At 35.7% G+C, this 26533-nt stretch carries 26 protein-coding genes; 17 read left to right on the top strand and 9 right to left on the bottom strand.

The window, feature by feature from the left end:
• Nucleotides 1-211: 211 nt before the first annotated feature.
• Complete coding sequence (locus tag QUF86_RS27715; protein ID WP_289318967.1) at nt 212-955, top strand: sugar phosphate nucleotidyltransferase; 744 nt, start codon at nt 212-214, stop codon at nt 953-955.
• Nucleotides 948-1931, top strand: a complete 984-nt coding sequence (rfbB, locus tag QUF86_RS27710) for a dTDP-glucose 4,6-dehydratase (protein ID WP_289336421.1) — start codon at nt 948-950, stop codon at nt 1929-1931. The genes QUF86_RS27715 and rfbB overlap by 8 nt, the downstream gene beginning before the upstream one ends.
• A gap of 312 nt (nt 1932-2243) precedes the next feature.
• On the opposite strand, the gene QUF86_RS27705 is transcribed toward rfbB, so the two are convergent.
• On the bottom strand, nt 2244-2735 hold the full coding sequence (locus tag QUF86_RS27705) for a glycosyltransferase family protein (protein ID WP_289336420.1): 492 nt from the start codon (nt 2733-2735) through the stop codon (nt 2244-2246).
• Between the two features lie 120 nt (nt 2736-2855).
• Between QUF86_RS27705 and QUF86_RS27700 the strand changes: the two genes are divergently transcribed.
• The 4 genes from QUF86_RS27700 (at nt 2856) to QUF86_RS27685 (ending at nt 6832) form a co-directional block, all read left to right on the top strand.
• The gene (locus QUF86_RS27700) at nt 2856-3077 is read left to right on the top strand and encodes a hypothetical protein (RefSeq protein WP_289336419.1); all 222 of its coding nucleotides are present in this window, start codon (nt 2856-2858) and stop codon (nt 3075-3077) included.
• Nucleotides 3078-3085: 8 nt separating this feature from the next.
• Nucleotides 3086-3241, top strand: coding sequence for a ParB N-terminal domain-containing protein (locus tag QUF86_RS27695; protein ID WP_289336418.1), 156 nt, complete (start codon nt 3086-3088; stop codon nt 3239-3241).
• A 2695-nt stretch (nt 3242-5936) separates the two neighbouring features.
• Nucleotides 5937-6557 (top strand): hypothetical protein, encoded by a 621-nt coding sequence (locus QUF86_RS27690; RefSeq protein ID WP_289336417.1) that lies wholly within the window; start codon nt 5937-5939, stop codon nt 6555-6557.
• A gap of 62 nt (nt 6558-6619) precedes the next feature.
• Complete coding sequence (locus tag QUF86_RS27685) at nt 6620-6832, top strand: hypothetical protein (RefSeq protein WP_289318958.1); 213 nt, start codon at nt 6620-6622, stop codon at nt 6830-6832.
• Between the two features lie 492 nt (nt 6833-7324).
• Here the strand turns inward: QUF86_RS27685 and QUF86_RS27680 are convergent, their stop codons facing one another.
• Both QUF86_RS27680 and QUF86_RS27675 read right to left on the bottom strand, forming a co-directional pair.
• Entirely contained in the window at nt 7325-7798 is a 474-nt protein-coding gene (locus QUF86_RS27680) for a hypothetical protein (RefSeq protein ID WP_289318957.1), read from the bottom strand.
• Between the two features lie 57 nt (nt 7799-7855).
• A complete protein-coding gene (locus tag QUF86_RS27675) occupies nt 7856-9106 on the bottom strand; it encodes a ParM/StbA family protein (RefSeq protein WP_289318956.1) in 1251 nt (416 codons plus the stop codon).
• Nucleotides 9107-9690: 584 nt separating this feature from the next.
• Between QUF86_RS27675 and QUF86_RS27670 the strand changes: the two genes are divergently transcribed.
• Entirely contained in the window at nt 9691-10593 is a 903-nt protein-coding gene (locus QUF86_RS27670) for a hypothetical protein (RefSeq protein ID WP_289336416.1), read from the top strand.
• 953 nt (nt 10594-11546) lie between these two features.
• Here QUF86_RS27670 and QUF86_RS27665 read toward each other — a convergent pair.
• Complete coding sequence (locus QUF86_RS27665) at nt 11547-12668, bottom strand: hypothetical protein (protein WP_289318954.1); 1122 nt, start codon at nt 12666-12668, stop codon at nt 11547-11549.
• Nucleotides 12669-14417: 1749 nt separating this feature from the next.
• Nucleotides 14418-14663, bottom strand: coding sequence for a MerR family DNA-binding transcriptional regulator (locus QUF86_RS27660; protein ID WP_289336415.1), 246 nt, complete (start codon nt 14661-14663; stop codon nt 14418-14420).
• Nucleotides 14664-14966: 303 nt separating this feature from the next.
• On the opposite strand from QUF86_RS27660, the gene QUF86_RS27655 reads away from it, so the two are divergent.
• The 3 genes from QUF86_RS27655 (at nt 14967) to QUF86_RS27645 (ending at nt 17959) form a co-directional block, all read left to right on the top strand.
• Nucleotides 14967-15167, top strand: coding sequence for a VOC family protein (locus QUF86_RS27655; protein WP_289336414.1), 201 nt, complete (start codon nt 14967-14969; stop codon nt 15165-15167).
• A gap of 651 nt (nt 15168-15818) precedes the next feature.
• Entirely contained in the window at nt 15819-16304 is a 486-nt protein-coding gene (locus QUF86_RS27650; protein WP_289318950.1) for a hypothetical protein, read from the top strand.
• Nucleotides 16304-17959 carry a helix-turn-helix domain-containing protein gene (locus QUF86_RS27645; RefSeq protein WP_289318949.1) on the top strand — a complete coding sequence of 552 codons (1656 nt, stop codon included), beginning with the start codon at nt 16304-16306 and terminating at the stop codon, nt 17957-17959. The genes QUF86_RS27650 and QUF86_RS27645 overlap by 1 nt, the downstream gene beginning before the upstream one ends.
• A 308-nt stretch (nt 17960-18267) precedes the next feature.
• Here the strand turns inward: QUF86_RS27645 and QUF86_RS27640 are convergent, their stop codons facing one another.
• The 3 genes from QUF86_RS27640 to QUF86_RS27630 all read right to left on the bottom strand — a co-directional run bounded on the left by QUF86_RS27640 (nt 18268) and on the right by QUF86_RS27630 (nt 19792).
• The gene (locus QUF86_RS27640) at nt 18268-18858 is read right to left on the bottom strand and encodes a hypothetical protein (RefSeq protein WP_289318948.1); all 591 of its coding nucleotides are present in this window, start codon (nt 18856-18858) and stop codon (nt 18268-18270) included.
• A complete protein-coding gene (locus QUF86_RS27635; protein WP_289318947.1) occupies nt 18845-19255 on the bottom strand; it encodes a hypothetical protein in 411 nt (136 codons plus the stop codon). Before QUF86_RS27635 ends, QUF86_RS27640 begins: the two co-directional genes overlap by 14 nt.
• 237 nt (nt 19256-19492) lie before the next feature.
• Nucleotides 19493-19792, bottom strand: coding sequence for a hypothetical protein (locus QUF86_RS27630; RefSeq protein WP_430103291.1), 300 nt, complete (start codon nt 19790-19792; stop codon nt 19493-19495).
• A gap of 862 nt (nt 19793-20654) precedes the next feature.
• Here QUF86_RS27630 and QUF86_RS27625 point away from each other — a divergent pair.
• From QUF86_RS27625 to QUF86_RS27610, 4 genes are all read left to right on the top strand, one after another.
• Nucleotides 20655-20975, top strand: a complete 321-nt coding sequence (locus tag QUF86_RS27625; RefSeq protein WP_289336413.1) for a C40 family peptidase — start codon at nt 20655-20657, stop codon at nt 20973-20975.
• 94 nt (nt 20976-21069) lie between these two features.
• The gene (locus QUF86_RS27620) at nt 21070-21327 is read left to right on the top strand and encodes a hypothetical protein (protein WP_289336412.1); all 258 of its coding nucleotides are present in this window, start codon (nt 21070-21072) and stop codon (nt 21325-21327) included.
• Nucleotides 21324-21599 carry a hypothetical protein gene (locus tag QUF86_RS27615; protein WP_289336411.1) on the top strand — a complete coding sequence of 92 codons (276 nt, stop codon included), beginning with the start codon at nt 21324-21326 and terminating at the stop codon, nt 21597-21599. Before QUF86_RS27620 ends, QUF86_RS27615 begins: the two co-directional genes overlap by 4 nt.
• A gap of 229 nt (nt 21600-21828) precedes the next feature.
• The gene (locus QUF86_RS27610) at nt 21829-21990 is read left to right on the top strand and encodes a hypothetical protein (RefSeq protein WP_289318943.1); all 162 of its coding nucleotides are present in this window, start codon (nt 21829-21831) and stop codon (nt 21988-21990) included.
• A gap of 349 nt (nt 21991-22339) precedes the next feature.
• Here QUF86_RS27610 and QUF86_RS27605 read toward each other — a convergent pair whose 3' ends face one another.
• Nucleotides 22340-22492: a hypothetical protein gene (locus QUF86_RS27605; protein WP_289336410.1), complete on the bottom strand. Its 153-nt coding sequence runs from the start codon at nt 22490-22492 to the stop codon at nt 22340-22342.
• Nucleotides 22493-22998: 506 nt separating this feature from the next.
• Between QUF86_RS27605 and QUF86_RS27600 the strand changes: the two genes are divergently transcribed.
• From QUF86_RS27600 to QUF86_RS27590, 3 genes are all read left to right on the top strand, one after another.
• Nucleotides 22999-23238, top strand: coding sequence for a hypothetical protein (locus tag QUF86_RS27600; RefSeq protein WP_289336409.1), 240 nt, complete (start codon nt 22999-23001; stop codon nt 23236-23238).
• 814 nt (nt 23239-24052) lie between these two features.
• A complete protein-coding gene (locus QUF86_RS27595; RefSeq protein WP_289336408.1) occupies nt 24053-25912 on the top strand; it encodes a GAF domain-containing sensor histidine kinase in 1860 nt (619 codons plus the stop codon).
• Nucleotides 25887-26528 (top strand): response regulator, encoded by a 642-nt coding sequence (locus QUF86_RS27590; RefSeq protein ID WP_098373780.1) that lies wholly within the window; start codon nt 25887-25889, stop codon nt 26526-26528. The genes QUF86_RS27595 and QUF86_RS27590 overlap by 26 nt, the downstream gene beginning before the upstream one ends.
• Nucleotides 26529-26533 lie beyond the last annotated feature (5 nt).

The following is a 26533-nucleotide window of genomic DNA, read 5'->3' as shown; positions in this document are numbered from 1 at the left end:
TAACGCAATTGTTCGAGGATTTAACTATATCAGTAATATTCGGTCAGCGAGTTCATCACACTCGTTGGCCATTTTATTAAGACCTATACGATCCAAGGTTCCGACCGGTCTTTTTTGTAAGTACAGAGAATCTAAGTGATAGTTTACAGCAAAAATATTCAACGACTGTCACTGTTACGAAAATTGGATAACATTAAAGAGGTGTAAAGATTTGAAAGGAGTAATTTTAGCAGGAGGGCACGGTACAAGGCTTGCGCCACTTACAAAAATCATTAATAAACATTTACTTCCAGTCGGCCCATATCCGATGATATATTGGCCGATTCAAAAGTTAAAAGAAGCTGGAATTACCAATATTTTGATCGTTACAAATCCAAAAGAACTAGACAGTTTTATCAATATTTTAGGTTTTGGTGAAGAATACGGTGTTAAACTTACGTATAAAGTTCAACAAAGTGCTAACGGCATTGCAGATGGAGTCTATTTGGCAAAAGATTTTGTTGAAAAAGAAAGATTTATTGTATTACTAGGTGATAATATTTATAAAGATTCGTTAAAACCTTATATTCAATCATTTAAATATCAAAAAGACGGAGCAAAAGTATTGCTTAAAGAAGTTCCGGATCCACACCGATACGGAATAGCAACCTTAAATAAGGGAGAGAAAATTATCACTTCCATTGTCGAAAAACCATCATCACCAGTAACTGATTATTGTATAATTGGTGTGTATATGTATGATGAAAAGGTATTTGACTATATTGAGAAAATTGTTCCCTCCAAACGGGGGGAATTAGAAATCACGGATGTTAATAACATATATATAGAGAAAAACAAATTAACTTATGATTTTCTTCAACATTGGTGGATTGATGCCGGGACACATGAAGCGTTATTCAAAGCCAATTCTCTCGTTTATCAGGATATAAAGAAAGAGAGGGCAAAGAATGACTGAAAACCTATTAATTACCGGAGGGTGCGGATTTATCGGTTCGCATTTTATTCGGTTATTGCTAAAAAATAAGAATGTCAGTATTACGAATATCGATGCATTAACATACGCATCCAACAAAGAAAATACTGAGGACTTTGAAAACAATCCAAATTACCGTTTCATCAAAGTTGACATTACGAAAAAAGATGAATTAGATAAAGTGTTTGATCAAACATACGACATGATCATCAACTTCGCAGCAGAAACACATGTCGACCGCAGCATCGAAAACTCACAATCGTTTGTTCATACGAACGTATTAGGTACCTATCACTTGCTTCAAAAAGTCCTTGATGGTAAAGCAAAAAAAATGCTGCAAATTTCAACAGATGAAGTATATGGATCATTAAAAAAAAACGAGTATCCATTTAAAGAAACTCATCCCCTCTCCCCAAATAATCCTTACTCAGCAAGTAAAGCAAGCGCTGATTTACTTATTCGTTCTTTTTACCAAACGTATAAAATCCCGGTAATGATTACGCGATGTTCCAACAACTATGGTCCGAATCAGAATTCCGAAAAACTCTTTCCAAAAGTGATTTATCATGCCCTTCACGATAAGGAAATACCTGTCTATGGTGATGGGCAGAACGTAAGAGATTGGTTGTTTGTCGAAGATCACTGTAGGGCAATCTTTGCTGTCATGATGAACGGAAAGCCGGGAGAAATCTATAATATTGGTGGAAACAATGAGAAATCCAATATTGAAATGGTGAAAATCATATTGAATCATATAGGAAAAAGCCATGATTTAATTGCATTTGTAACCGATCGAAAGGGTCATGACAGAAGGTATGGAATTGATTGGTCAAAAATGAAAAACGAGTTCAACTGGCAGCCTTGTACTTCTTTTAACAAGGGAATCAAAATGACGATTGACTGGTATGTCGATCATCAAGATTGGTTTCACACCTCTTCTAATGTCGGGCAAGTATGAAGAGGTTAATTACAGTCAGCTCGGTAGAACGCTTCAATCGATTCTAGGAAATAAGGGCACGTTGAAAAAGAAGGGAAAGTGTGTGACATCACACTTCCCCTTCTTTTTTTAAAGACTAAACGATGTATTCTTTGGTGAGTACTACTTCCTAAAACCCCTATTTTATGCTCTTCGTTCGATCCATCTATGCAGTGATGTTGGTTCCGATCCTGACAAAAAAAGCGAAGTCATCTTCGTCAGAAAATCCGCCTCAAATCCCTTCTAGACTATCGTATGCTCTTATCTCCTCTCTTCTGTACGGATCAGGTATTGCTACAACCTCTTCGAATTCTGTAATACTATATAAAGAAAATATTGGCTCAGCCAGTGATCCGCAACAGAACCATAATTTTTAACACTCGCTCTAATGATTTCCGGCACCCCGACACTATGATATTGCGTCATCGTTTTGCTATCCTTGTGCATGCTGGAAGTTGCCAGGACATCTTCAATAAAACCAATCAGATAATGTTTGGAAATTCTCATCCATAGTTCGTAATCCATGCAAAAATGGAAACTCTCATCTATTCCTCCTGCTTTATCAAATACTTCTTTACGTATAAACGCAGCCGGCTGGCAAATAAAACACGTTTCGTATAACCGCTCCAGCCGAAAAGGCTCCACAGGATAAGGACGAATCACCTGACTGTGCTCATCCGTATGGTTTGCTCGTCCATATACCATTCTCCATTGCGGGTTTTGCTTTAGGGCAGATACCCGTTTTCCACTGTATGGGGCATATAAGTATCGTCTGAATTCAGCCAACCTATGATGTCCCCTTTAGCCATAGCAAGCCCCATGAGCTTGCCTCTCCGATCATTTTTATATCAATCAACAAAAACTTATGGTTCAAGGCGAACCAACACTGGATGTACCCGTAGAGGATTGTCCAGGGAAATCGGATTAATCTGTTTTCAAGTGTCCATTCTCCCTGAAAAACCAGAAAATAAGGGAACAACCCACCCCATAAAAATCCAAGCTGCAGAAAAGCCACAAGAAAAACCAAAATCTCCAAAAGGAACGGAGGATTTTATAGCGTTGAAAGAAATCGTGGTTCCAGAAGCGTTTTTAAACTCGCACCCTAATCCTGAAAAACGCAGCAAGTAGTGAACTATGTGAAACAGAATGGCTATTTAGATGAACCCCTTACCATTAACCGGGAGTCAAACTTGCTGACAGATGGCTATAGACGTTACATCGTGGCTCAACAGCTTGAATTAGAGATAGTCCCTGTTGTCTATGAAAAAGAAACAGTTCTAGCCAAAAGCTAGAAAAGCACACAGGTATTTTAAGGGGTCTAAGAAGTCTAAGAAGCACTTTTACACTACGACCTTACTTTTTTACTGGTTCAAAAAACGTCTTAGGAAACTCCGAATATGTCCGATCCATGAGTCTCTTAAAAGTACCTGTGAAATAACGAACCAGATTGGTTTTTACTTTTCCTCGTTTATAGCCTCTATTGAACTGTTTAAAGGCGTTTATAGCCGTATATGTAATGGTTTCTTGTTCGACTATGTGTGAAATGGCTTTCCTATCAAGGAGAACACTTTTCCAAAAATCTTCAATCTGGGCTGCATGATCAAAGAAAGGCTATTTCTATAAGGAAAGCGATTTTTATTAAAGAATCGAACCCTTTAATATGACTGCGTTTTTAAACAACTTTATTGAATTAATATAGTGAGTATTTACCTATTCTGGGATGCCATATACAATATATATTCTATCGAGGTATATTTTAAAATAAACAAAATCTTTACAGAGGTCTTCCGATAGTGCTGAGATTCCTAATTTTAAACTAGTAAAGTATAGAAAAATGGGACTGAAACTACGGAGTTTTTGGCATTAAAACAGTGCTCAAGCAACTATATTGCCGAATTACAAGTAATTTTAATTTAAAGAATGCTAGTCCCCTTCTTGTCATTCGAAATTCAGACTTGGTTTTGTTCTTTTCTGACTTTTCCTCTTTACAAGGAAAAACCCATGGCTTCAAATAACAATAATACAGATAATAATTCAATCTAGTCTAATCTGGACTGGAACGCAATTGTATTAACTAATGGGCAAGTTAGTTGTATTAATAAGGAGCAACTAAAACATTGGTGGAAAGAAATCGAAAAGAATTCAATAACTAATTAAAAAAGATCCGGATTAGTTCGGAACCTTTTCCTTAAGGTTTTCAAAATAATATAGTTGAAGAACAAAAGTATGCATTTATATAAGAAAACTTCAGTTGAAGATATTCAAATAAAGTTAATAAGAGCTAAAGATTCGACTTTACAAAAAACTATAGAGATTAAAAAGGTAAGTCAAAATACAAATATATCTCTAGAGATATATCCAATATCGACTATATCTTTAGAGATATTTCGCTATATCTGGACTATATACCTTGGTGAAAAAATGACACTAATTCAATAAGACCAGAAACTCAACAGACACAGCCTGTTAAACCCCTTTTTCTATAGGGTGACACCGAGTTTCCTTATGCTCTTTGCTAAAAAACAGTTCTTAAAAGAATGGAGTGCAGAATGGTATGAAGAAGCAGATTATTTTTAATCAGATACTGGAAAAGACTCCAGGGATTAATTTTTTTCGGACGCTTTCCGTTATGCTGTTTTAGTTATGGATGACAGAGTTGATCAGTTTAAAAATATTACTGATATGAAGAAGAAATTGAATAATATATATAAGAATATTGATGTCTTAAATGAGATGGTAGCTGGACGATTCCATGCACAGGATGTAAAGCGATCAGCAGAGTAAAAGATACTTATATTTACGAAGATGCAATGAAGAATGTACAAAATAAAATTCAACGCTCTACAAAAATTAAATCAGAAAAAAATAATACATCTAATGTTGTACAGTCATCTCCCCCCAAAATATCTTTTTCTAGAAATTTTACATGAAAAAAATTCAAATAGATAATTAAACAGTATTGTAAATTTGTAAATTTACTATCCTGAATTTTTTTTATTTTATTTACACACCAAGATTGATTAACGCTTTTCTAGGAGCAACAATACCAAACCTCCCTCTTTCCCCACTTTATTAAATAATTATCTTTGGGACAGTAGGACAGTGGGTTAAACTTAACGCTTGATTTTCAATCGATTTCGAGAAGAGAGAAGCGTCTAATATATATAAAAAACAGATCACAACTAAGAATGGTGAACTGTTTTTCTAATCATTATTATATTTAAGCGTACTGCGAAATAATTTTCCTGGTTTACGTTTTCAAGTATTTCCCCTTATCTCTAAATCTATAAGAATTTGTGTTTGTGTTATAGTAAGAATTAATTTAAATTGTAAATAAAAGGGATTTTATTGTGAAATTTAAGGCTAATAAAATATACAAACCTCCATTAAGACAATAAATTTCATTCTAAAATCTTTTGGTCAAAGGAGAAACTTAAATGTTTCGAAAAATTATTTTTCTTTCCCTGTATTTTATTACTGCTTGAAAATTTACTTTTATGTTAGTTACTTAAAATGATATGCAATCTTTTTTAGAGAACCACAGCACCTATACCACTTTATTCTTTGGGACACTAGGACAGTGGGTAAAACTTAAGGTTAAATATTTAAGTTTTGACAAGAGAGAAGGGTTTAATAAATAAAGTAAAAAAGCATTCAGTTATTTCGAATGCTTTTTTACTTTAGCTTGCTTCTGTTATCATCTTTATTATTCATACAAATAAAGGTCATTTAATTTGGTTCTTTTTGCCTTTTTTACGTGATGGCAGTCCATTCTTTTTACTTTCATTAATGGCGATCTTTGCTATCATCTTGGCTTCGGCTTTAGTCATTTCTTTAACCTCCGAATATTCCGAATTTAACTTCAGTTATCCCCATATTAATAAATTTGTATACATATTATGAAAGCTAGTACATACACATTTATAAATAACTTTGGGACAGAAGGACACTGGTTAAAATATATACGAATTTGGAGGATGCGTAATATTGCTAAAAACACGAAAAGTTAGGTCCGATAAAAAACATACTATTAAACCAACAATTCCAGTAAAGCTTAAAGAAACAATAAATAGAATATCATATATCACCACAACACCTGTTAAAGATGTTGGAGAGTTTATTTGTGAATCCGGTTTACATTCAAAACAAGTAATTGAAATTTTATCCGGACATTTCAGAAGATCGTACCATTTTAATAATACGGTGTATTTTGGAGAACTTGAAAGAAAGTCACTTCAAAGAGAAAAGTATAATGTACCGACGGAAAGAGCTACAATTCGTTTCAAGGAATCAACTAATGAACAAATAAATGCTTTGGCCTATTCCTTAGATGTTACTCCATCTAAAGCAACTGCCCTGTTATTAGAAACAAGCATCAAGAATCCAATCATAATCAACCAATATTTAAAAATATATTTACAGAAAAATATAGATACAACGCGAATTAAGGAATTAAAGAAAATTATAAAGTTTATCAATGATAATAATCCTTATGAAGAAGAAATTTCTTGGTCCGAGATTTTGTCCTATATCTATAAAGAAATTAAAACTAGTACAACAACGATGACAGCAGCAATCACTGGATTTATTGAAAAACACAGAAAATAAGTGTACCAAAGTATAAGAATTTAATAGAGTGGATAAACTAATAAAAAAAGGAGTGGGAGATTATGGAGACTAAAACTAAAGAAGAAACGAAAGAAATGTGGAACGAAATTAATGAATGTATAACTCGAATAATTAATGAAAAACATGATTTATCCTTTCAAAAGAAGAGTAATGATAATTATATGAATCTATATATTCAAACAGCCGTATTACACACCTTATTTGGACTTTCAGATGAATTCAGGAAAATTGAAAGGAAATATTCCAAATTGTGATCTTTCTAGAAAAGCCATGTGCTAAATTCAACTTTATAGTGGATTGGGATAAAAAACTCCCCTAAGGGAACATTTTAATACTAAAATTTAATCCAATTTTCCTAATCCACGTTTTCTTTCCATTTCTACACCTTACTATGTAATATCGATTATTTCCGATACCACAATTTGACCAACTTTAAAACTGTTCGATTTGTTCTTTGCCTTCCCTACAAATACCTCTTTATTATTCCAATTAAAAATCCTTTTGCCCCCCCCTTTACCTATTGAAGTGAAGTAAATCATTTTATATGAAACCAAAAGGACCATAAAAATGTTTTATGGTCCTATCTTATGAACAAAAAAGGACCCCTCAAAAAGGCTGTGAGAGATTCATGATCGTTAGCCTTTTTTAGTGCGAATCTGTGCCAATGTCACTAATTCTAAAAAGAGACTAATTCAACATCTTTTGAATTAGCCTCTTAAGTATATCAGTGCAATAAAATTATCCTTTTATCCCCTTAAATTGGTCATCTTCCCCAACTTCAATAGTTTAGAAAGGGCTTCGTTTGATTGATCCTTACCTTCCTTAGTATCTTCTTCATGATTCTCTTGCCCTTCAGATGGAACGATTGGTGAGGAAGCTGCCTTACTTCTCTGAGGTACCGGCTGCACCATTTGCTGGGCAAGCGCCGCCCCTTCGGGATTCCCGACAATTAAAGAAACTATATTATAAAGAATCTTTTGCCCTTCCTCCGTTTTCAAAATTGCTAATTGATCATTCGCAAAGGTGTCTAGTGGAAGGTAAATACCTTGTTCTTTATAAGATCCATTCCGAACCTTTAACCCATCTTCAATAAGCGCGCTAATAAGTTCATTTCTGCTTTTAAAGCTGTCTGCCAACTCATTAAATTCATTAGCCCATTTTATCGAGGTTTTTGGGGTATATTGTATTCCCCGACCTGGAGTGATTTTTCTATTGGACAACGTTACCACCACCTTGTATCACAACTAAATAAAGATGCTGCTCTCATTCTTTCATTTTCATGCTTCAATTGATTGCTTTTCAATTTCAGCAATAATATTTTTCAAGAGATATGCCTTACTAGTAAAGAAACTGGCTTGATCTATATTCGGAGGAAATAGACAATCTTCATCTTTGAGTTCCGCTAAGTATTGATAGGCGAAGAGAAGCCCTCCCCCGACAATAATCATTTGCCCAACGTTTGTATCAACAAAATACCGGATGACTTTATCTTTCACTTCTTCGGCATATTCTTTCGTATATTTATCAACAATCTTTGTGATATCTGCTGTTTTGGACTGCCAGGTCGCTTTAAAAACAGGAGAATATTTAGGTTTTATAATCATTTTATCGATTTCCGGCTTAATGAACTTCCTCATGAATTCTTCACGTGTAAACGAAATCTTAGGAGTTTTACCCACCCTTTCAAAACGGCCCCGTATGCTGTCAAACTCCTTTAGTTCTGCTGCTTCTTTCATAATTAAATCTATATATTTATTTGTACCTATCAGATGATTTGTGGATTTAGTTGAATTTAAACCATTTTCATCATAAAGAGCTAAATCCAATGTTCCGGCTCCTAAATCAGCTATGGCAAACTCGTCATTGATTTGTGATGAAAATTCGGTTTCGACCACTTCCCCATCTACTAAATCAAAGGCCAATGCCAAGTAGCTCGTTACGCCTTCCACATTAAGCTGAACATCCGTAATGTTAATGGTTATGGTTTTTCCTTTATAAGGGCCTTTTATTGCTGTAATTTCATGCTCACCCATATACAAGTTGATTTTTTCCGATGACGCCTGTTTGGCCTCTTCAATTGGAAGCCCAAAACTCAATGGTACGTCTACCTTATTGGTCTTACCTGATTTCCAAGCAGCTAAGGCTAATCCCGCTAAAGTTGTTACAACATGGATTTCATTCCCTAATTTATCTCTTGCATCACTGCTGGTTTCTCTTAAATTATTTTTGTCATTCGTTGAAATTTGAGCATATTCCCCTACTGTATAATAAGCATTTGTTCGATTCTTTGGTAAGGCTTTACTTTTAATATGTAAATGAAGAATCATATCATCGGGAAAAGATTTATCTGAGCTCTCATCTGGCATATCTTCGGCAGTAGTTTCCGCGTTTTCCCCGATTATACTCGCGATATTTATTGAAACAACATTTCCATTTTGATCGATATATGTAATTTTATTTGAGATGTTCCCACTATCTACTCCTGCGATTAAATAATCTTCTTTAAATAAAAAATCAAGTTTTGTCATGATTTTCCTCCTTTGGACTAATCTAGTTTAGTCTATTCTACTTACATCCAATATATAGAGACTTCCCATTAAAGTCAATAATAAATTAGCGCTAAATTAGCGTTATCGGTGTTCTATCGCTAATTTTACATCGATAAATTAGCGCTATCTAGACCTTAATCTAGATATTAACACAAAACTATTAAGCATTTGGTCAATGTTCATTAATTATTTGGCGATAAGTTGTCGTTATCGGTGTTTTAACTACCTTTTTCAAACTATAGATACCCGCAAATTATCGCTAAATGTCTTTATACTGCAGTTGTTTATCGTTAAATTGACGTTATCGGTGTTTTAACTTAATTTACAAAGAAGAAATCCACTTATTAATCTAGACTAATCTAATTTATCCGTTTAATACTTTTAGAGTAAACTAGATTAGATTAGTTTAAGTTGAATTCACTTCATTTTTTCTATTAAAGCCAGCAAACGTAGTTGATTAGTCTTTATCTAGTAGGTAAACTATAGATACAGATAAATTGACGCTTAGCGATAGGTAGATAAAAATAAGCTATAGTTAAACTAGCGTTAAGAGGAGGGTTATCGTGACAAATAGAGTCCAGGCTAATAAGGATTTCATTAAAGAAACACTTCGCGACGATGCATTATATACTTCGTTGGTCCTTGATAAGGAATACAGTGGCAATCTATTTAAGAAAGATATATTAGAGTTAGATCCGAATGCCATGTATTCAACTACTGATTGTTCCGATAAAATCTTTCATATAGCTAATTCGACTCTAAGGTATTACGTCAGGATGCTAGAGGGATACTTAGAGATATATGTAGAGGGCAGAAAAAAACGATTGCCGTACCTCAGCGTTTTTAAAATCCATATGACTTTACTGGCAATTGAGAGGGGCGAAACAATCTCCGATATCCAAGTTAAGTTATCGCTAAAATCGATCCCTCAACAAAATGGAGGGAAAGCAAAAGGGAGCAAGTACAATGAAGAAACCTTAGATCAATTATTCTCTGAATTTGATAGAAGGCAGAATGTAATGATGAGAACCTTTACTCTACAAAATACGATCAATCTAATTGAAGTGGAGTTGCTAAGACGGAGAACGGGAATAGCTGATAGACAAAGACAAATTGAAGTTATCGAAGAAAAGATTAAAAATCATCGGTTAAATCGCAAAATGGATCGACAAGCAGCGAACGTGTTACGTAAAAGTTTGGAACAAAAGAAAAATACAGGTTTTTTCTCATTTTTTGCAAAAAAAAATACAGAAGATACTCTGAACTTAGAAGCTGAAATACTGGTGGATGAGAGAGACATTAAAGCTGACCATATAGAAGTGGAGTTTCTTGAAGAAATTGAAACAATAAGGAAGAAGATTAGTCAAATTGAAGAAGAGTCACTCGCTTTAGAAAAAAGGTTAAAATCTGAAACAGCACTTCTAACAAATGAAAGTAAAGTTCTAGAACAAACAATGGAAGATTAATGGATCCTTTTTATTAATTTTTGGTCCAAGTGTTAGAGAAAAAAATTGGCTGTCCCTAAACTTTTAGCACTTTATGGAAAAAATGACTTTTTTACATTTCATTGATCTGATTCAAATTAGGAATTAAAGTGTCCTTTTGCTTTATGAAGATCAAAGATTGTCTATAGCTTCTCATTGGCTCTCTATACATTTATAGCAAGTAAGGGGGGAAGGGAAGACCTTACCCCCTTACTAACGTTGAATTGAAAAGGATACAAGTTTAGGGGCCCATCTAAGAGGGCCTAAACTTGTATCCTTTTGATGTTTTAGAACTAGAATATTGGTAAAATCGATTTTCGTGAACGGTTCTCTAGAATGGTGTCCGTTTCATAGCTTAACATCTATATTTTGGATATCTATTGGAGATTGTATAAAGATAAAAGCCATAAATTCAATATGTAATCTTTTGAAAGACAGTTCATTTATATTTCTTCATATTAATCTAATATTTAATTGTTCTGTTTGAAGGGATTTATTCGTAAATAAACAAATTTAATAAAAAAGCATATTTAATAAGAGAATACAAATTTAATAAAAGAAACAGAACTAATAGGCAATTTTCAATTATTAGGTATATCCCTTGAGGCAGAAGAGTTCTAGCCATTTTTAAGTGTTGCTATAACAGAGTTTCCACGTTCCCACATATAGAATGCAAAAGAAGTCACATATACACAGGGCTTTTTTTAAACTATTCACAAATTCACAGTATCATATTTATAATATCCACTATTACACAAGGCAACATTCGGAAACTAATAGACGTAAAAAAATAATCCTTCTCAATAAATCTGCCAAAAACTGTTGCAGATGTGGGAAGGAAAGACTTTTGTTATAAGTAAATGCTTTTCTGCTTTTTTGGAGTATATTCGAATAGCCCTGTGAATGTCCTATTTTTTCACAAGGCTGGTAAGCTATTAAATTACACCGTGTAACTCCGGCGCTTGGCCGGTTTTGGTGTATTCTTTGATTTTGGCTTCATGGATTAATTCATAAGGAATCTTTTTTAAGGCCCCAGGAAGGTACTTTCTAAAGGCCATTCTGAAAAAGGCGCCAATCGAGTAGAAATGGAAAGATCCTTTTCGCTGTTTTTCTGTATGAATATGAATTCCTATCTGATCCATTGTTTGTAAAAAGAAATTTTTCATGAATCGATCACGTATGGTGAAGCTTTCATAGTCCTCATCCATAAGATAGTTCAGTTTATTCATTACTTCCTGTTTATAGGAAATCATGACATCGATTTGATCCCTTGGTTTAAATTTAATTTGATGTCCATCAAAGAAGTAGGTGAGCTCCTTGGATAGTTTCGCCATGAGTGAGTTGACATTGAATTCATCCGAGTTTTCTTCCACACATTCCGGCTTCAAGGAAAAGGAGGCTTTTTTTATCCATATTTGCTTGCCACGAATCTCCACCCCTGTGAATTCGATGGAAAATAGAGCTTCTAAAACGCTTAAAGTTTTACGAACCCCTTTTGCATTTTTGTTTAGTTGAAGTTTAAGTGTCTTCATAGTCCGTTCTTGTTTGATTTTCTCCATTTCACCTGTCTTGCTGAAAGACAGACCAGTCCGGAACTGGTTAAGTAAGGATAAGAGAAGTTCAATTCCTTCCGGGTTTGAGGTACGTACGAATTCGGCTAAAATATTTGTTTCAAAAAGGGCATGCGGTATGATTAGGTAGTTGAGGGATACCCCATTAAGTTCAGGTGTATTATACTGTTCAACATCTTTTAACACGATAACAGGTAACCCTTCGTGGATTTCCTCTTTCACAAAATGATGATCTTCTAAGAACTTTCTTCCTCCCCATAGGGTAGAATAAGAAATTCCAAGTTTCTTTGCCCAGTAAGAAAGATTATATTCCTTAAGCATGCCTCGTTGGTTTTGTTCTACGTGTAATTGGTTTAACATGGTCATATATACGACATAGGCAGAAGCAGGAGGGCGCTCAAATGACTGATCACGAAGAAAATGGAATTCTTTTAAGATAGCGTGATGCATTCTAAAACCATGGATTCTTAATCTAGATTCTTTCATTTTTGGCACTCCTCTCGCCTATTTTTCTAGTTTAAATTATAGCAGAGTGGAAAAACAGGAAATGGTGTCCTTTATTAAGGGATTTTCAAAGTTGCACAACGGGTGCTCATCCCTTGGGGGGCAAGGGGTTGAAAAAAACTCTAAAAAATTTTGTGTGAGAGCAAACGTCATTTTTTCACAAGGTTTGTGAATGGTGTGAAAGGAAACGTCATGAATTTATAGGGGAGGGGATTCGGAAAAACGTTGATATATCAACGTTTTTATAAAATAGTCCATCCAAAAATGGGCATGAATAAAAAAACTTGCACAGAAATGTGTGCAAGTTTGTGTGAGAGCAAACGTCATTTTAATCATTTTAGAACAAAAAGAGATTAATTTGGCACTATTTTGTATGGTGTTCTTAATTTTGGCTGAAATTTTTGTTGGTAATTTAGGGGTGTAAAAGGATGTTTATCAAAATGTATTTAAAAATTTCAGATCAAATATAGGGAATTGTGCACATTGTGAAAGGAAACGTCAAACGGGAAAAAGTTGCACAGCTTATTATGGATGTATGAGATGTGCAAGATGATGTCGAGTTTATAAGATGTTTTGTTAACGGGAGATAAACCTGTATCCCCTTATCATTGTGCACATTGTGAGAGCAAACGTCAAATCGAAAAAATAGATACAAACCCATATAATGGTGTGCGCATTGTGAGAGCAAACGTCAAATCGAAAAAATAGATACAAACCCATATAATGGTGTGCGCATTGTGAGAGCAAACGTCAAATCGAAAAAAATAGATACAAACCCATATAATGGTGTGCGCATTGTGAGAGCAAGCGTCAAATCGAAAAGAATAGATACAAACCCATATAATGGTGTGCGTATTGTGAGAGCAAACGTCAAATCGAAAAGAATAGATACAAACCCATATAATGGTATGCACATTGTGAGAGCAAACGTCAAATCGAAAAGAATAGATACAAACCCATATAATGGTATGCGCACTGTGAGAGAAAACGTCAAATGAAAGAATAGTTGCAATCCCATATAATGGTGTGCGCATTGTGAGAGGAAACGTCAAATGAAAGAATAGATGCAATCCCATATAATGGTGTGCGCATTGTGAGAGGAAACGTCAAATGAAAGAATAGATGCAATCCCATATAATGGTGTGCGTATTGTGAGAGGGAACGTCAAATGAAAGAATAGATGCAATCCCATATAATGGTGTGCGCATTGTGAGAGGGAACGTCAAATGAAAGAGTAGATGTAATCCCATATAATGGTGTGCACATTGAAAAAGGAAACGTCATCCCTTAAATGATAGAGTTGAAAGAAATGCGGATATAACCAAAGTTCATCATCTATAATGGAACGGAAATGTAAAAACTTGCACAATAACGTGTGCAAGTACCCGTCATTTTCCCCCTTATTGTAACTTTTATATTTATTTTGCACGAATAACAAACCGTGTAAAATTGCTGTTGCTTAAACAAGATTATATCTACTGTCTTTTTTTGTTTGACAAGACCTCAAAATGATTATGCAAATAGGCAATACCTCGTATTTGTTCAACTAACACATTATCAATGTATTGAAGAGAGTTAAGGGCAATTTCCTTAGCATAGGCAAGGTTGTTTTTATCAGGTTCCGACAAGACTTCACGAACTATATCTAAGGAATAAGCTACTCTTTGAACGGTTTTGACGATAAGAACCTTTCGAATATCAGATGGACTATATAAACGGAATCCTGTGACGCTAGGGATTTATTAAGCCTTCCTTTTCCCAATGCCGAATTGAAGAAGTAGATACACTCGCTTCTTTGGCTACATCTCCAATGGTAAAAGACCTTATATTGCGGTACTTCGGAATATCAGTTAACTCTTTTAAATCAAGCAATTCAGCAGTTCGCTGCACGGTTTTCTTTTCCTCGTGATGGTCAACTTGTGCCTTGTTTATTATCCATAAGGCATCAAGCTTTTCACCATCTATGATAAGTGGCATAACCTCCCGAACTAAATCCATCTCAAATCCATAATTCAGCGCACGTATACATTGAAAATAAGCTTCATGTTCCAATGTATAGATACGATACCCATTTTCTGCTCTCTCAACTTTTGGAAAAAGCCCCCAAGCATTCATAATGCCTTAATGCACTAGTGCTTATATTTAATTTCTTTGCTATTTCAATACCTTTCATAGGAATCCCCTTCGTCAACTCTATAATTGATAAAATCGGTGATAATATTATCTTCTTTGCAGACGGTACAGACGAAGATATAGATTGTGGTATTGAATGTAATGCTGATGAACAAGAGACAGAAAAAAATCGAAGAAAAAGAACCATCAAATAGTCACATGCACGTTTACGTCAATGATGCAAGTGCTGTCATCGAAAAAGCAGGAGGTACTGCCGTTATGCCTATTATGGAAGATGAAAGTGGTAAAATGGGGGGATTTGTAGATCCATTTAATAATTTATGGTGGATTAAGTCTCTAAATGAATAAGGGAACGGCATATACAACTTAAGGATAGCCCAATATTAAAAGCCCAATCACTAGCTTACAACACTGAGAATTTGGGCTTTAGTTAATTCACAAATGCCCCCTTTAATGAATAACAATTAGCTGTTATTCAATAATTCCTTTTCGCATTATCAATTATTGATACAAAAAAGGACTCTTCTGATTATGAGTCACAAACAGTTATTTTAGATTGATTAATAGGCTATTTACTGAACGTATTCACCGCAGAAGTTGTAGAAGTTGCACAAAACCAGCTTAGTGATTGGACGTAAATAATAACGAAACCCAACTAATCTTCTCTTGTGAAGGTAGCTGGGTTTTAAAGTGGGATGTGCAAAATAGCACCGAAAGTTATAGATTTTAGTGAAAATACACACAAGAAAATCCATACAAAGAGACTTGTGCATATTGTGAGAGGAAACGTCAGATTGAAAACATGATAAGCTGTCAAGATCCCAGCCTGGAATCAAAATGTGGCAATAGAGTTAGGCTGCTACAGAGAAGAAGTTTATGGTGCACATTGTGAAAGCAAACGTCAAAACTAAAAGAAGTTGCTCTTTTTAACCGTTTGTTGACAAAAGCAACACTGCTCACTCATAATTACCATATTACTAGATTAAAAGGGGAACAGATATGGATTTTTTAGTTGGAGTTAAAGAGGTGGGGGAAATTCTCGGATGGGATCGGAGAAAGGTTTCCACCTATCAACTACGTGGCGTGCTTCCTAAACCAGTGGTCCATTTATATAGTGGCCCCATTTGGTTTCGAAAACAAATCGAATTTTATAAAGCTGGGAAAGGTTTTAGTGTCAGGACTTATTATATAAAAGGGGAGATGGTCTATGAATGTACGCATAATCAACCTTTTAAAGATACCAGCTATTCCCCTAACGACATCAAAGAACAGGTGGGGAATTTTATCCTTTATCAGGAAAAGGACGTCCAACAGTTGAAAAATGCCATCCTAGAAAAAAAGCCGATCGTTCAGTTTCTTTCTTTTGAGTCAATTAGCATTCTACATGATTTGGGTATTTTGGAAACAGTGGTTTTTCAAGATTACATCCAACAGTACTCATTTGAATACAAAGAGTCAATAAAAGAAGGGTGGGTTAAAGAATAATGATACAAACCCTGCAAACAAAATTTTTGAATGTCATGAAAACGGTTTTTCCAGATTATCCTCAAATCTATGTTGAATGGAAAATGGATATCAATCATCTTATGTCAGGTCAAGATGATTACCAGCCTAGCCAAACATTAAAAGCATTCTTTGTGATTTTGGATAGCTTGGTGAAAGATTATGAATTGAAATTCGAGAATATGGAACAATGGGTCGATGATTACATAGAAGAAATTAGAAATTTTGTACTTCCATACATACAGACAGTAGAAGAAGAGAATTCACCCAGCTCTCCAAAGTCTAACAACAGGGAAGTGATAAATGCCTTGTTGAATCAAAATTTTGCCGAGTCTGGTTCGGCCTTATTATTTCACAAATTAAGGGAGACCATCAGTAAAAATGAATTCGACATTGCTACTGAGATTCCTACTGCAAGAATTGCGGAAAGAGCGTTAGAGGCGACGGCTCAAGTGAGGGCGGAAAATGATTATCTGATGATGAAATCGAATGTAGCCATCGAACAATGGAAAAACCTCACCTCTCAAGCCATCACGTCGATGGATGACTTAACCGCAGACATTTTTGATATTGTCTCTATTCTTTGGATGCAACAGGCTACTCATAAGGACCAAATGATTCATTTCCATACAGATGACGCTTTGAATTTAAGGAGATTGCAAGGTAGGAAGGAAGATTTAGACGGCTATCAAATGTCTTACCGTAAAAAAGAGCGCGATGATATCATGAAAAGATTGGCCGCACTCACAACGATATGGATCAGAATTGAAAAAGAGAATTTGAGGTTCATCAATGAGGATCAGGGAGATTTTGAAGAGATTGGACAAGTGCAGTTCAATCCTTTGTTTTTGGTGGATAGCGTGACTGTAGCCTACCGGGGGGATAACCCGATTGGTATTTATGAATGTAGCATTCGTCCGGGGGAATTGCTTGCCAACTTCTTGTACGGTTCCCAAAGAAGCAGTGGGCTTCTTGCATTAAAGACTCTCGAATACCATCCAATTAAGCAAAAGTACCATAAACGGTTATCCAGGTACCTGTCCTGGCAATGGAGAATTCGCCAGAAGAGTGCGGATTATCTTAGGGCTTATCTTATCGGGGGAGATAAAGGTCTTTTAAAAGTCATGGATTTGGACGTGAACCCGAGATATGGTTCAAGGATTAAGGAACAATTTGAAGAAATATTGGATACTCTGCAGCAAGATGGAATAATTAAAGGTTGGAGCTATAAGGAAAACAACCTTGAGAAGCAAATAGAGCAGGAGAGAAATTGGTTCGCTAACACCTGGTTAAAGGCTCGTGTCCAAATCATCCCACCTAATGAAATCACGGGAATGGGAGATTACCAGGACTTATTATTGATTGAGGATCAGGACTATGACACAGAAAATTTATTAACTATGTTGAAGGGTATGACGGACAGGGAGGCTGTTGCAACTAGGGAGATAGTTGAAGAAAAACAGGTTTCCCCTGAGACGATTAATAAGGAAAGAATCGACCGGGGATTAAGCATTTTAGAGGCTGCTAAGGAGATGGGAATCTCCCATAGTACCTTGTCCCGATATGAAAGGAATTTAATTAAACGTCCGTATAGAGTCAGCTTAGATAAAATGAAAGAGTGGTTAAACGCAAAATAAGCATCTTAACAATGCTTATTTTTTTTGAAGATATTCCATCCATACATATCATGCTCCATAGTTTAATGAATATGGGTAGGTATATAAATGATCTGGTATTTCTTTTGTTAAAGAGGTGTTTGAGATTTATGTTGAAGTGAGTGAGTATTAGATTGTTAAACTTATTTAAGTTAAAGACGCAGGATAGGATAAGTGGTGAACCTAACATCTCAAACTCGCAACAAGAGAAGTTTTTGGTATGTGAGCTAAGCCTATCAACGGTATATGTGTGCCATACATTTTTAAGCATATAACCTTACGTGTATTTTCTATTCAATTTCATCATCAAGAAGGCGTAGGATATTTTCTACGGCACCTGCATGATTACCTTTTCGGAATTTATCAATAAAATCAATATAAAGAAGTTCAAATACCTTTTCTAATGTGTAGCCATGTTCTGGCTGAACTTCATCCATATCTGCAAGCAACACCTCTCCACGCAAAGCGAATTTTCTTCTCATACGTAAATTCAACGTTTTCATTTCTTGGTTTTTATCTTTATGGATTAATTTAAAGGTAGATTCCCCATACTTTTCAAGTCTTGAATCCTTACCAGCATACTGATCCAATGATGTAAGCAATCGGAATAAGGACTTCGAATCTGGATTCTTTTTTGCAAAAAGTAAGAAGTCATTAAATAAAAGATTCATTAAGTCATTTTGTTCGAAATGCATGTCTGATAGGTCTTGAATATCTTCACAAAAAACTTCTGCTCTTAAAAATAGATTCAAGGGAACGTCTATACTCAGTAAGACGGTAGAGGATTTATTTACTTTATGGATAAATTTTCCGATAAAGTTGGATGATCCAATCAAAGATAGTTCTTCATCAATAAGATTGGCTTGGCTATATTTCCCCATCGGTTACGCCCCCTAGTTGTTTCTTTTTGTATGCTTCTACAAATATTCGATGAGCTGCTTTTCGAACGCTACACTTCCAAACGTCCGCATAATCGCCTATTTTTTGATAAGTTTCATGATCTACTTTGCAATGAACCGTGTAAGGTTGGTCCGTATAGGTGACGTCAGGATATACGAGCACCTGTGTAAGTCCAAATAACAGTATCTCTGTGCCAAAGGCTGTTTTAGACCCATTCCAGTATCGTCGGGATTCCTTTCTTAATATCATGTCCACGGATTCGTCCACGGGAATCTTTATGTCATGCAGCTTATCCGAACGAACTTTTCTTTTTTGTGTTTCAATCATTTTTTTATTAGATGAAGATAGAACCGGATTCAAATGGTTAACCTTTCCCATTTGCTATTCCCCTTTCAAAATTGCCTTTTTCTTTGGGTTGGTTGGTTAGTTGGTTACGTCGTTTTGCTATGCCAAGAGTGGAGGGAGGTATTTTTTTTAGGCTTTTTGGCAAGGCTTTTTTTAGTGAGGTGATACGAAATGAGTAAAGATATTTCAAAGGAACTGGCTGAAAAGATTGCTAACAAGGCATCCACGCTACATTACGTAAAAAGCACAAATGAATCTAAAAAGAAATAATTAGCTCAAAATAATCTTAATTCCACCCTGTTCAGTAATTTTGAATGGGGCTAGATTATGTTTTTTTATATAGTTTTGATCTTTCCAGCAACTTTCTTCATCCCGCCCCCAATGCGGGCAGGGGAGAGGGACGTCAGCAATTTTATGTTTTTGGAGAATACTTTTATATTCTTTTGAATGTGCGGCTATAAATAAGGCCAAACGGATAATTTGATTACGATCTAGATCAGTCATTTTATATACATTCTCTATATAATTTTTATAAACATCCGGGTATCTTACGGTAGGTCTATACACCAATTTCCTTCCTCCTTTGAAAATAGTATATGGACGTCTGCTGGTTAAAATGCCATTTGGTCAAATATCGATATTTACAAGAAGCCGGGTTTTATCATGGAAATGAAAGAACAAATTTAGTCTGGTCTGGTTTTTGAGATTACAATCTAGTCTAGATTAGATTTGAATAATTTTAGTATCTGTAAGATTGTTATTTAAGCCATGGTTTATCCTTGTAAAAAGGACAAGTCAGAAAAAAACAGAAGATAAGATAAGATCAGGTCTAATTTAGAATGACAATTAGTGGACTAGTTTTTCTGTAATTCAAAATTTACTTGTGTTTCAGCAAATAGCTTCTTGGAGCCCTACGAAAAAATTCCGTAGTTTCAGTCCATTTTCTTTCCTTTTCTAGTTCAAAAAAATGTTGGAGGTACTGAGCACTTCGATTAACCTCCGTAAAGATTTCGTGTATTTTAAAATATACCTCGATAGAATATATATCGTATATAACATCCCCTAATAGTTTAATACTCACTATTCGTAGTTAGTAGGATTTATTGTTTAATATGTCCAGAATTAAGAGTGCTAAATCTACCAAAGTTTTCCCCTCTCTTTTGCACATTTATTGCAATCAATTCCGAAAAACCATGCTTACTATTAACAACAATATCCTTCGTGGCTTTGTAAAATCAATAGCCCAACGTTTGATGGGAAGGTTTAAATTATTCTATAAATCTTAATCACGAAACAGGTGCTTTACTTCATAAGAGGGGTTGCTGCAGCAACCTGGAGCCAAAAGGCTTTTTTATTTTTGTTTTCTTTAAAACTGGTGCGTTAGTTCAATAAGAACAAGTAAAAAAGTCGATTTAGATTTATCGGATACGCATTGGAGCGTGTAGGCTATTCCAAGGAAGTAGCCACCCAGTTTAGTCATAGGATGGCTGCTAGGGAAGGGTGGAGCCGTTACGGTGATGTGAATTATGTGGACCATGTCATGCAATATTACAACGGTGGAAAGGGCAGCGTGGTTGTTATGGGGGACGGTTCGCAATCTTTTGATGTAGAGGAAGTTCATAACATCATGAAACAGTACCTCGGCAGACCCTATGTATGGGGAGGCAGGACACCAGCAGGGTTTGACTGCAGTGGCCTGCTGGAATATGCCCTTGCACAGGTCGGCATGGATATGTACGGGACAGCCCAATAGCAGTGGTGGTACTTCTTATTCGTCCGTTGAAGAATGGAAAAACTTATATCCATTCCTAGGTTTTAGACGGATTTAGAAAGGGAGGTACAAGGAAATGGAGCCAACTCAAAAGAAAAATTTCTTGTTTTTAATGATAGTATTCTTCTTGGTTTCTTTGGTCATGATGTATATTTTCTCTCTGCGGTCACAGCTGAATGAAGTTAGGGCCAACCAGGGTCACTATGAAGAGCAGATTCAATCCCTATCCTCCATCCAAAACACGGATGCTTTAAAGTTGAATCGCCAGTTTCTTGAAAGCTTTTCACTTATCAAACCACTGCCGAACGATATAAAAAAATTGAACCATTCATGACTGATCAAGGGTTCAAAGCGTCCCATCCTTCCGTAACAGAACTTCCGGATTCGGAAGAATCGGTGAAGTCGTCCATGGTGGGCCTGAAGCCATTTGAATATCAGACCTCTAAAACGGAAGCTGAATTTTTTAATAAATTTAAACTCACTACGGAATTTAACAATGTGGCTGCAACCGACACGGTTATCGTTAAAACTTCGCTCATTTTTGTGAAAGAGCAAGGCTGGAGGGTTGATGATGTTGAGTTCATTGGTCAATTAACTGGACATTAAAAAAAGTTTGTTTTAGTTTTCCTATTACATTTACACCTACAATTTTGGTTATTAGAGGCTGGGTAATTGAATTAGTATGTGAGTGTATATGAACCATTATTATGTAAGTTTTAGCAAACATCCGCCTCGTTTCTACATAAATATGGTATAATTACCGTATGTAACTGGCCGGGTGGGAGGTTGCCCTAACCCTATCTCTTATATCTAAGAGTGAAGGGAGGTGACCGCAATGGATCTTCTAAAAGACGTACTAGTGGAAGTGGCTAAAACAGTTGCCAATTCGACAGTTGTTTATCTATTTAGCTTGCTTCCTGCTAAAAAAGTCAAAAAGAAAACCACCCGTTCTCTGTCCAAAAAGCACGGGCGGCCTTCTAAAAAGCGCAAAATTTAGGAGCAACCGACCCACTTTGGATTGGTTACTAAGGCGAGATGTTAGCGCATCTCGTCTTTTTTATATATTCCACATTATAACATAAATATACGAAAAACATAAAAAAGAAACTTAATTTTCAATAGTTCTTCTTTTATTTTTCTCCGGCTATTTGATTCTTTTCCTTTCTTATTTAGAACCACACGAGTAATTTCTTTACCTATCATTACTTCCCGCCCTCACCCGAAAAGGCAGCCATCCCCGGCTGTCTTTTTCTAATTCTATTGAAAGCATGTAGAATAAAGAAAAAGAAAACCATCGATACCCCAAGTATTCTAAGAAAGTAGCAGCATGTATTGGAGAAGGCCTTTTATTTGTACTTTTTAACCATATCGAGGATAGCAATTTCAATAAGATAGGAGTTATTGACTTTCTGTTGGTCTGCGAAGCTATCCAGCAAAGCCCCAACTTCCTCATTTATGACAATCGTCTTCCGTACCTTTTTGCCTTTTTCTAAAGTCACTACCCTTTGATACAAGTCATCGTTATGACTATCTTGCTGGTCGTTAAGAACATATCCTCTTATTAAATCTCTAAGAATCGCTCTTTCTTCTGGTGTGAATTCCCTCCGATATTTCGAACAGAATTACTTAATACCCTCACACCATAAATCCCTGTTCAGTTTTAGCTAATGTCTTTCAAATGTTCTAGATCTAAAATTAGTTTCTTTAATGTGATCTCGATTCCTTTAAAAAAGGAAAATGAATTCCTACCCCCACCCGCCCATGAACTGCCTAGCTAACCTTCTAACGCGTTTTTTTAAAAGTAAGGTCGTAGTGTAAAAGTGCTTATTCGACTTCTTAGACCCCTTAAAATACCTGTGTGTTTTTCTTGCTTATGGCTAGAATCTGTTTCTTTTTCATAAATAACAGGGGACTATCTCTAATTCAAGCTGTTGATTTATGTTTTAATTAAAAAACTCTTTCAATGAATACTAGTTCTTTGTATGATCTAATTAGGAGGTGACTTATGGAGAAAGTAGAAAGTTCCCTTTACGATAAATTACCGTTAGGATTATTGGCTGGGTTTTATTTTGAAATAAATAAGAACATTGAAAAAGGAATCTTGTCTGATGCTATGTATCATGAAATTAGATTAATTGAACAAACAGCATTAAGAAGGGGGATCTCACTTGAATACCTACATGATAAGGGTTCCCGTATAATTGAAGCTGAGAAACTACTAAGAGGAACAACCATGCAACACTAAATCGTAGAGAAAAAGTTGTTTTCTAGTAATCATTGGAAATGTAAGCGCTTTCTGTTATAATGAAAATGGGTTGGATGGCATGTGTGGCTGTCATAGTATCTGGCGTAGGCGGGGCCGATACCGGAAGAGGGATTAGAAAATATCCTTTTTTAATTGAATAAAATCATACATAAACAATAAACGTGAAAGACGATAAACCACTTGAATCCCAAGAGGTTTATTTTGGTGTAAAGAAAGGCAGCTCATAACGTAAAATGCCCCTATACCAACTTTGTAGGCTGGTACAAGGGCATTGGATAGTTGCGTTTTATTGATTAACCTTAGGTTAGGATTAAAATAATCCTAAGCTAGTTTCTATAATCAAACGAAGAACCATTTTATGGATTACTACAGTAAATAGGCAGTAATTAAATAAGATTTTAAGTAGCCTTAGCCCTGTATTTTATTGGGTTAAGGTTTTTTAATTACTTTTGAAATCAATCTCTCTGCGTTCAAAAAGCATCAGTTCCATCTTCAATTCACTTAATACCAAAAATTTATCTTTTGGTTCTTTTTCTTCAACGTCTTTTATTGGGGATGAAGTTTAGTTTACTTACACTTTTTGTACTATATAATCCACAACAAAAGACCATGACATTTACAACATTTGATGAGCAGGCAAATAAAGAATCTAATAGTATACTAGTATTGTGTCTTGCCATTTAGGGTAATGGCACAGCCGGTGATTGGCTAGTGGGTATTTTGCCATTTTGCCAGTGCCGGTTTTTTGTTAGATAATGGACAATGATTCTTGCAAATAAAGGAAGGTGCCGTTTTGAAAAAGATAGATTCTATCACTAGGAGGGAACAAATAGCGAGTTTTTATATTTATTCTATTTCTATTCTTGGTATGTTTGCTGTAATCAATTCCATATTTAAAAGTGAAATGCCTTCTGAATTCATAATCGTTTTGTTGTTAGCTGTGTTTATGGGGATTATTGAGTATTTTCCTATCCGTATTGGAAGAGGAGGTATTACACTCAGTCTTACGCTTATTTATCCAATGAATTGGGAGTTTGGTATACATATAACGGTTGTTGCTTGTGTATGTGTGATGGTTTTTACACATACCCTTCGCCGCTTACCAATACAAAGAACACTATTTAATTGCACTCAATTTGCTTTTAGTATCACTTTGGCAGAATGGTTTTCCAACGAATGTATTTCTTTTTTTATTACGGAGATGAACCTGCCAGTTTTATATGAAGAATTAATAAGCTTGCTTTTATTTACCGTATTTTTTTGCCTTTTCAACACCCTTTTATATGATCTTTTAATGGTGATTCTGCCTCAGCAATATCCACTAGAACAGTGGTACAAGAAAAATATATTTTTATTTTTGAGCGCAAGTTTTTGTTTATGTTACGCCTCCCTTATTTATATCTTAGAACATCGATATCGAGGGGAGTTGGATGGAATTACGGTTCTGTTCTTCTTTTTCCCACTTGTAGCAATCTGCACCATCAGCTCCTTCATGAGGCAAATACGGATTGAAAAAGAACGATTATATAACCTTTTTACCATTACGACGGAGTTAAGTCACGGGCTGTCTGCCGGAAACTTAGATCAAATGAAACAATCACTTAAAGGATTCTTGGGAATACAAGCATATGCTTTATGGGCAAAAGATGAGGGGGATTGGCAGCTTCTATTAAAGGATGGAAAAGTACATTCCAATATTTCAAGTTCTTCTGATATCCATCCGAATTTTGAAGAAATATCTGAAACCTTTGTTGTTACTGATTGGAAAACAGGTATGGCCCCGGGAGATGAAGTATTTGAAGATGTCATACGTTCCCTTGTCTACCTGCCCCTTATAGTAAATCATGAATTGGTAGGGATGTTTGTTGCAGGTAAAAGCAGGAGGGCGAGTTTTATTACCGAAGATATACAATCCTTATCTACGTTTGCCAATCAATTGGGCAGCTTGCTGAAAACACGGTCCCTCGTCGCTGAACAAGAAAAACGAATGATTCTGGAAGAAAGAAATCGGCTTGCTCGGGAAATTCATGATGGAATTGCACAAGTATTAGCCGGGGTCATATTTCAGCTGGAATCAGCTCTGAGGCAGTCCGCAGATCAATCAGGAAACATGGAGCAAGTGGTAGACAAAAGTATAAAAAAATTACGGAAGAGTTTAGGGGAAGTTCGCTATTCTATCTATGCTTTAAAGCCATATCCTACCCAAAGGCTAGGGTTAAAACAAGCGATTGCAAATAAAATTCAATCGATAAAACAAGAAAATAATCTAGCGATTAAATATCATGAAAGGGGCCGTTCTCGAACACTCAGTTTTACAATAGAACGAGCCATCTTCGATACTTTACAGGAAAGCTTGCAGAATATTGTAAAACATGCAAAAGCGGACGAAGTTGACATTCTTCTAAGCTATCAACGTGAACATGTGCTTTTAAAAGTGAAGGACAACGGGGTTGGCTTTTCCCTTTTTGAATCCATGATTAAAACAAAGCATGAGCCCCATTATGGCATTTTACATATGAATGAACAAGCTGAACAGCTGGGTGCTACCCTTCAGATTGATAGTTCCACAGGAAAAGGTACAGAAATTACATTGTTCATTCCAGATTCAGAAACAAGGGAGGAGTATCATGATTCAAATATTATTAGTAGATGATCATACGGTCTTGCGTGATGGAATTCGGAGTATATTGGATCTCGAATCAGACATCCGAGTCGTGGGAGAAGCCGTGTCCGGGGAAGAGGTGTTGAAGAAAGTAGAGGAGTATCGACCTGATTGTATTTTGATGGACATCAATCTCCCTGGAAAAAATGGCATTGAGGTAACGTCCCTCGTGAAAAGTCAGTATCCGAATTGCCGCGTTCTTGTATTGACGATGTTTGAAGATAATGAATACTTAATGGAAGCACTTCGGGCTGGTGCAGATGGCTATTTATTGAAGGATTCGTCATCCGAACAAGTGGTAGCAGCGATTCGAATGGTGTCACAAGGGGATTCGGTTATTCATCCTCGCATGACCAAAAAGCTGATAACGTATCATCACCAGCAAACGAAATCAGAGCCAAACGAAAATATTTTGACTAAGCGTGAAAAAGAAATACTGTTTGAGTTGGCCAAAGGTCTTAGTAACAAAGAAATCGCTGAGGCCTTATTTATCAGTGATAAGACCGTCAAAATTCACATCAATAAGATTTTCAAAAAGCTGAATGTGAAAAGCCGTTCACAGGCAGTCATTTATGCCGTTCGAAATCAACTTGTTCCATTTTCATAAATCAT

The organism is Peribacillus sp. NJ11 (assembly GCF_030348405.1).
Taxonomy (GTDB): Bacteria; Bacillota; Bacilli; order Bacillales; family DSM-1321; genus Peribacillus.
The sequence above is the reverse complement of the archived record's forward strand: the minus strand, read 5'-3'. Positions and strand labels throughout refer to the sequence as shown.